At 45.0% G+C, this 5,970-nt stretch carries 6 protein-coding genes; all 6 read left to right on the top strand.

Going from position 1 to position 5,970, the window contains the following annotated elements; all coding sequences use genetic code 11:
- Positions 1-259 precede the first annotated feature (259 nt).
- On the top strand, positions 260-868 hold the full coding sequence (gene thrH / locus DWZ60_RS16465) for a bifunctional phosphoserine phosphatase/homoserine phosphotransferase ThrH (RefSeq protein WP_055227856.1): 609 nt from the start codon (positions 260-262) through the stop codon (positions 866-868).
- Between the two features lie 72 nt (positions 869-940).
- Positions 941-1,471, top strand: a complete 531-nt coding sequence (locus DWZ60_RS18765) for an alpha/beta hydrolase (RefSeq protein WP_279220345.1) — start codon at positions 941-943, stop codon at positions 1,469-1,471.
- The gene (locus tag DWZ60_RS18760) at positions 1,380-1,781 is read left to right on the top strand and encodes a prolyl oligopeptidase family serine peptidase (RefSeq protein WP_279220344.1); all 402 of its coding nucleotides are present in this window, start codon (positions 1,380-1,382) and stop codon (positions 1,779-1,781) included. The genes DWZ60_RS18765 and DWZ60_RS18760 overlap by 92 nt, the downstream gene beginning before the upstream one ends.
- A 168-nt stretch (positions 1,782-1,949) precedes the next feature.
- The gene (locus DWZ60_RS16455; RefSeq protein WP_119222144.1) at positions 1,950-3,536 is read left to right on the top strand and encodes an AAA family ATPase; all 1,587 of its coding nucleotides are present in this window, start codon (positions 1,950-1,952) and stop codon (positions 3,534-3,536) included.
- 229 nt (positions 3,537-3,765) lie between these two features.
- Positions 3,766-4,575 (top strand): aldo/keto reductase, encoded by an 810-nt coding sequence (locus DWZ60_RS16450; RefSeq protein ID WP_243038377.1) that lies wholly within the window; start codon positions 3,766-3,768, stop codon positions 4,573-4,575.
- 104 nt (positions 4,576-4,679) lie between these two features.
- Positions 4,680-5,549 (top strand): aldo/keto reductase, encoded by an 870-nt coding sequence (locus DWZ60_RS16445; RefSeq protein ID WP_119222142.1) that lies wholly within the window; start codon positions 4,680-4,682, stop codon positions 5,547-5,549.
- Positions 5,550-5,970 lie beyond the last annotated feature (421 nt).

Genomic DNA, 5,970 nt, shown 5'->3' with positions numbered 1-5,970 from the left:
CTTGTAATTATTATATAAATATATGAAAAATAAATCAATAGTCAAAAAACATATAAATAAATATATGAATTTGTAAAAAACAACGATTTTGTAAAAAGAATGTAATTTTAGAGAGATATATACGTATAAAAAAATAAAACGTGATTTTAATTTGCAGTGATATGGATTCTATGATATAGTGTGGTAAAGTGATGCTGTGAAAAAAAACAAAACCCCGTCGGCAAACAAGGCGGGCAGCGCAGGAAAGGGGATCATAACAATGTATATTACATGTCTGGATGTAGAAGGAGTACTGGTACCGGAAATCTGGATCGCGTTTGCGGAGGCAAGCGGAATCCCGGAACTTAAAAAAACGACACGCGACGAGCCGGATTACGATAAACTGATGAGATGGAGACTTGGAATCTTAAAAGAGCATGGCCTTGGACTGAAAGAAATTCAGGCTACGATTGAAAAAATTGATCCGCTGCCGGGCGCAAGAGAGTTCCTCGACGAGCTGCGCACCTTCTCCCAGGTGATTCTGATCAGCGACACCTTCACGGAGTTTGCCGCACCGCTGATGAAAAAACTTGGCTATCCGACCCTGTTCTGCAACTCCCTGGAAGTCGCAGACGACGGAGAGATCACAGGTTTTAAGATGAGAGTCGAGCAGTCGAAGCTCACCACCGTAAAAGCACTGCAGTCCATCGGATTTGAGACGATCGCAAGCGGCGATTCCTACAATGACCTTGGCATGATTCAGGCAAGTAAGGCAGGTTTTCTGTTCCGCTCGACCGATAAAATCAAAGCCGACTATCCGCAGATCCCGGCGTATGAGACGTATGAGGAGCTGCTTGGCGCGATCAAAAAAGCAATGGATGAGAAGTAAACAAAAAAGGTGATTTCCGGCCAGAGGCTGCGACAAACGGTCAGGAAAACAGAAATATGGGGGTTTTATTACATGAGAAGAAGAATTCAGGTAGAAGCAGAAAAACCACAATTCTGCGTCACAACAGGAATTACATTTGCACAGGCGGATGCCTGGTTTGGAAACACGGTGCAGGATTTGAAGCTGGATTTGATTTACCCGCGGGATAACACCAGAAAATACCCGTGTGTGGTATGGATTTGCGGAGGGGCCTGGATCCAGATGGACCGCTCGGCACATCTTGCCTATCTGTCCGTACTGGCACAGCAGGGATTCGTTGTTGCATCGGTAGAATACCGCACGAGTAATGAGGCAAAATTTCCGGCACCGCTGCAGGATGTGAAAGCAGGAATCCGTTATCTGCGTGCACATGCCGATCGCTTCAACATTGATCCGGACCGCATCGGTGTGATGGGAGAGTCTGCGGGCGGTTATCTGACCTGCATGGCAGCGCTTGCGACAGATCCCGTTTATGATGTGGGAGAAATCTGGAATATTCCAGTGCCGTACAGGCGCCTGCCCGTGGTACCCGCCGACCGATTTCCGCGGATTCCCGTACAGTGATCCGGAGCAGTGTGCGGCATCTCCGGAATCCCTTCTGATGGGCAAAAACGTGATGCGCCATCCGGAAGAAGCACTCGCATGCTGTCCGGTCAGCTTCGTGACAAAAGCCGCACCGCCGTTTCTGATCATCCACGGAGAGAATGACCATACTGTTCCGTTCGGACAGGGAGAGGAACTGCACGACGAACTGGAAAAAGCGGGATGTGACGTCACACTGCTTTCGATCGAGGATGCCGACCACGCAGATCTTCGTTTCTTCCAGAAGGAAGTGTGGGACGAAATCTGTGCGTTCTTCCGCGCAAAACTGTAAAAGAAGCAAAAGCAGAGTGAAAGTCCAGGAGATTTTCGCTCTGTTTTTTGATTGTTTGGGAGAATCTGTGGTGCAGCATTTTTTGCAGGATAAAGTCTACCCATCGGAGTTCTTTCCGTGTATAATGAATACAGGAAAGATCACAATGTGAACAGGAAGGAGGCCGCCATGGGAAGATTTTTAAATCCGGGAAATGAAGCATTTTCGGAAGTCATTCATTCAGAAATCTATGTAGATAAAACACCGCTTCTGGAATATACCAACAGAGTGATCAGTACTACATCAAAATTTATCTGCAGCAGCCGTCCGAGGCGTTTCGGAAAGTCAATCACAGCGGAGATGCTGTCGGCATATTACAGCAAAGGCAGTGATTCCAGAGAACTGTTTGCGGACTATGCGATTCATAAGGCGGAGTCCTTTGAAAAACATCTGAACCAGTATGATGTGATTCATTTTGATGTCCAGTGGTGCATGATGGATGCCGGAAATGCGGATTGCGTTGTGGAATATATCAATAACGGAATTCTGCAGGAACTGAAGGAAAAATACGGAGAACTGATTCCGGATACTGTGAAGACGGTTTATGGGGCGATGTCCTATATTAAGGCTGCTGCGGGAAACAAATTTGTTGTCATCATCGATGAATGGGATGTACTGATCCGAGATGAAGCGCAGAACCATAAAGTGCAGGAAGAATATATTGATTTTTTAAGAGGCATGTTCAAAGGATCGGAACCGTCAAAATATATTGCACTGGCGTATCTGACAGGAATTCTGCCGATCAAGAAATTAAAGACACAGTCCGCCCTCAACAATTTCGAAGAATTCACCATGCTGGATGCAGGAAGAATGGCACCGTATGTTGGCTTTACAGAAGCGGAAGTGCATGATTTATGCGACCGGTACGGACAGAACTATGAACAGGTGAAATCATGGTATGATGGATATTCTCTGGAAGGGTATCAGGTATATAATCCCAAAGCCGTTGTCAGCCTGATGCTGAACGGAAAATATAAAAGCTACTGGTCCAATACCGGCAGCTATGAAGCAATCGTGCCACTGATTAACATGAATTTCGACGGACTGAGGGCAGCTATCATAGAAATGATGTCGGGGGCCGCCGTGGATGTGGATGTGACGTCTTTCCAGAATGATACTGTAAGCTTTGCCAACCGGGATGATATACTGACGTATTTGATCCATCTCGGATATCTGGCTTACGATCAGGACAGGCAGCAGGTTTTTATTCCGAATGAGGAAATCAGACATGAACTAAACAATGCGGTGAAACGCAACAAATGGAATGAAATGATTACTTTTCAGAAGGAATCCACAGATCTGCTGGATGCAACCCTGGATATGGATGAAAAAGCGGTAGCGGATGGCGTAGAGAGAATTCATCAGGAGTACAGTTCGGTGATCCAATATAATGATGAAAATTCCCTGAGCAGCGTGCTTACGATAGCATATTTAAGCTCTATGCAGTATTATTTCAAACCGATAAGAGAGCTGCCGGCTGGGCGCGGTTTTGCAGATTTTGTTTATCTTCCGAAACCGGAATACAAAACAAGTTATCCGGCGCTGCTGGTAGAACTTAAGTGGAACAAAAGCACAGATACAGCTATGGAACAGATCCGGGACAAAAAATATCCGGATTCTATTCTGGAATACACAGGAGATCTTCTTCTTGTGGGGATCAACTATAATAAAAAGACGAAAGAACATGAATGCAGGATTGAAAAGATAAAAAAATAGAAAACAAAATGCAGAGAAGAAAAACGTCATACTATGGATGAGGGATTCATGGTATGACGTTTTTGCAAACATTTGAGTCGATCCGAAATAGGAATGAACGATTAGATTTTAGGGATTTTTTTCAAAAAAGTCCTTGATCGGTAGCAACTCCCGGGTGATAAACTAAAGCTACAAAGACAGGGAAATAACAAAATATCACACATCAAAATAAAACAGGGAGGTTATGATGATGAACTTTACATTAAGCAATCAGGTGCAGATCCCGGCAGTGGGAATCGGAACTTTTATGATGACACCGGATCAGGCAGAGCAGGCGGTTGTGGACGCATTAGCATGCGGATACCGCATGATTGATACTGCACAGGCTTATATGAACGAGCGTGCAGTTGGGCGCGGAATTAAAAGATCCGGTGTGGCAAGAGAGGACATTTTCATCTCGACCAAAATATGGGCGAGCCAGTATCTGACAGAAGGAACGGTAGAAAAGAGCCTGGAACTGCTTGGAACCGACTACATCGATCTGATGTTTATCCATCAGCCGGCAGGCGACTTCATGGCAGGCTACCGCAAACTGGAAAAAGCGTACAAAGAGGGCAAAATCAAAGCTATCGGTATTTCCAATTTCCAGGGTGAAAAGTTGAAAAAATTGCTGGAAGAGTGCGAAATCAAACCGCATGTGATCCAGATGGAAGCGCATCCGTATTACCGCGATGAGGAGACTATTTCCGCACTTGCTCCGTGCGGCTGCCGTGTGATGGCATGGTATCCGTTGGGACACGGTGATCATGCACTGCTTGAGGAGCCGATTGTCAAAGAACTTGCGGAAAAATATGAAAAGAGCACCGCGCAGGTGATCTTAAGATGGCACACCCAGGTTGGAAATATCGTCATCCCGGGTTCTACGAATCCGGAGCACATCAAGGCAAACCTCGATATCTTCGGTTTCGAACTGACCGACGAAGAGATGAAGAAAATGGAAGGCCTGAATAAAACGTGCGTTACTATTACCCGGATGAGGAAAAACTGGCAGCATATGTGAATATGAAGATCGATTTGGACAGCCAGAAATAAAATAAATACGGCCTGCCAAAGATGGAAGAACATGTGTTTACTGCATTTATTTGATAAGAAAGGGAAACAAAAATGGAATATAAAGTATTGACAAATGGTATAAAAATGCCGATGGAGGGTTTTGGGGTTTTTCAGGTAAGAGATAAAGAAGAGTGCAAAGAATCTGTATTAAATGCCATCCGGGCGGGCTATCGTCTGATCGACACGGCGGCTTCTTATACAAATGAAGATGCCGTTGGGGAAGCCGTCCGTGAGGCGATTGCAGAAGGAATCTGCACCCGCGAAGAACTGTTCATCACATCCAAGATGTGGGTACAGGATATGCAGAATTATGAAATGGCAAAGAAAGCGATTGATCATTCAATTGAGACGCTGGGCGTGGAATATCTTGATCTTTATCTGCTGCACCAGGCAATGAAAGATTATTTCAGTGCATGGCGTGCTATGGAGGATGCATACAAAGAAGGAAAGTTAAGAGCCATCGGTGTTTCCAATTTTTATCCTCATGTGCTGGCCAACTTCTGCGAAACAGTAGCAATCCGTCCTATGGTAAATCAGATTGAAATGCACCCGTACTTCACGCAGGAGCCGGCGTTAAAAGTTATGGAAGAGTATCAGATTGTGCCGGAGGCATGGGCACCGCTCGGTGGAGGCCGTCACAATCCGTTTGAAAACGAGATGGTAAAAGAAATCGCTGACGTACACGGAAAGACCGTAGGACAGATTGTTCTGCGCTGGAATGTACAGCGCGGCGTTGTGGTCATTCCGAAATCGGTTCACAAGACGAGAATCGAAGAGAATTTTCAGATCTGGGATTTTACACTGACCGAAGAGGAAATGCAGAGAATCAGCTCACTGGATCTCGGCTATCAGGGAACTGCGGTAAAACATTTTGATCCGGAATTTGTTAAAATGTGTAATACCAGAAAAATCCACGAATAAAACAGGGCGGTTCGTTTTCCGACTGCGGTAAGATCGTTTCCGCACAGGCAGACGTTGCGTTCCTGGACCCTTTGGGTCAGAAATAAAAGTCAAAAATAAGAAAGGCCAGAAACGCTGTGTATCGTTTGCTTCTGGCTTTTTTTTCTTGATAAAAAACGTTTCACGTACGAAACACCTGTACCGATATCTTCGTCACATATTCTTTCACAGACGCCGTTGCCAGTTCGTCGATCACTGCTTCTTTGTAGGAATACTGGCCCGTCGAAAAATGGTTCTGGTCGATCCAGTCGAAGAGGGTTTTGTAGGTGTCTTTTGAAAACGGCGCGTCGCATTCTCGTTACTTTAGCCTGCAAATAAAAAGTCAATACTAAAATTGAAGAAAGTTAAAAAACTTTACAGGTTAAAAATTAGGCATTAAAAT

Source organism: Blautia sp. AF34-10, assembly GCF_003477865.1.
Classification (GTDB): Bacteria; Bacillota; Clostridia; order Lachnospirales; family Lachnospiraceae; genus Fusicatenibacter; species Fusicatenibacter saccharivorans.
This window is presented reverse-complemented; position numbering and strand designations above follow the sequence as displayed.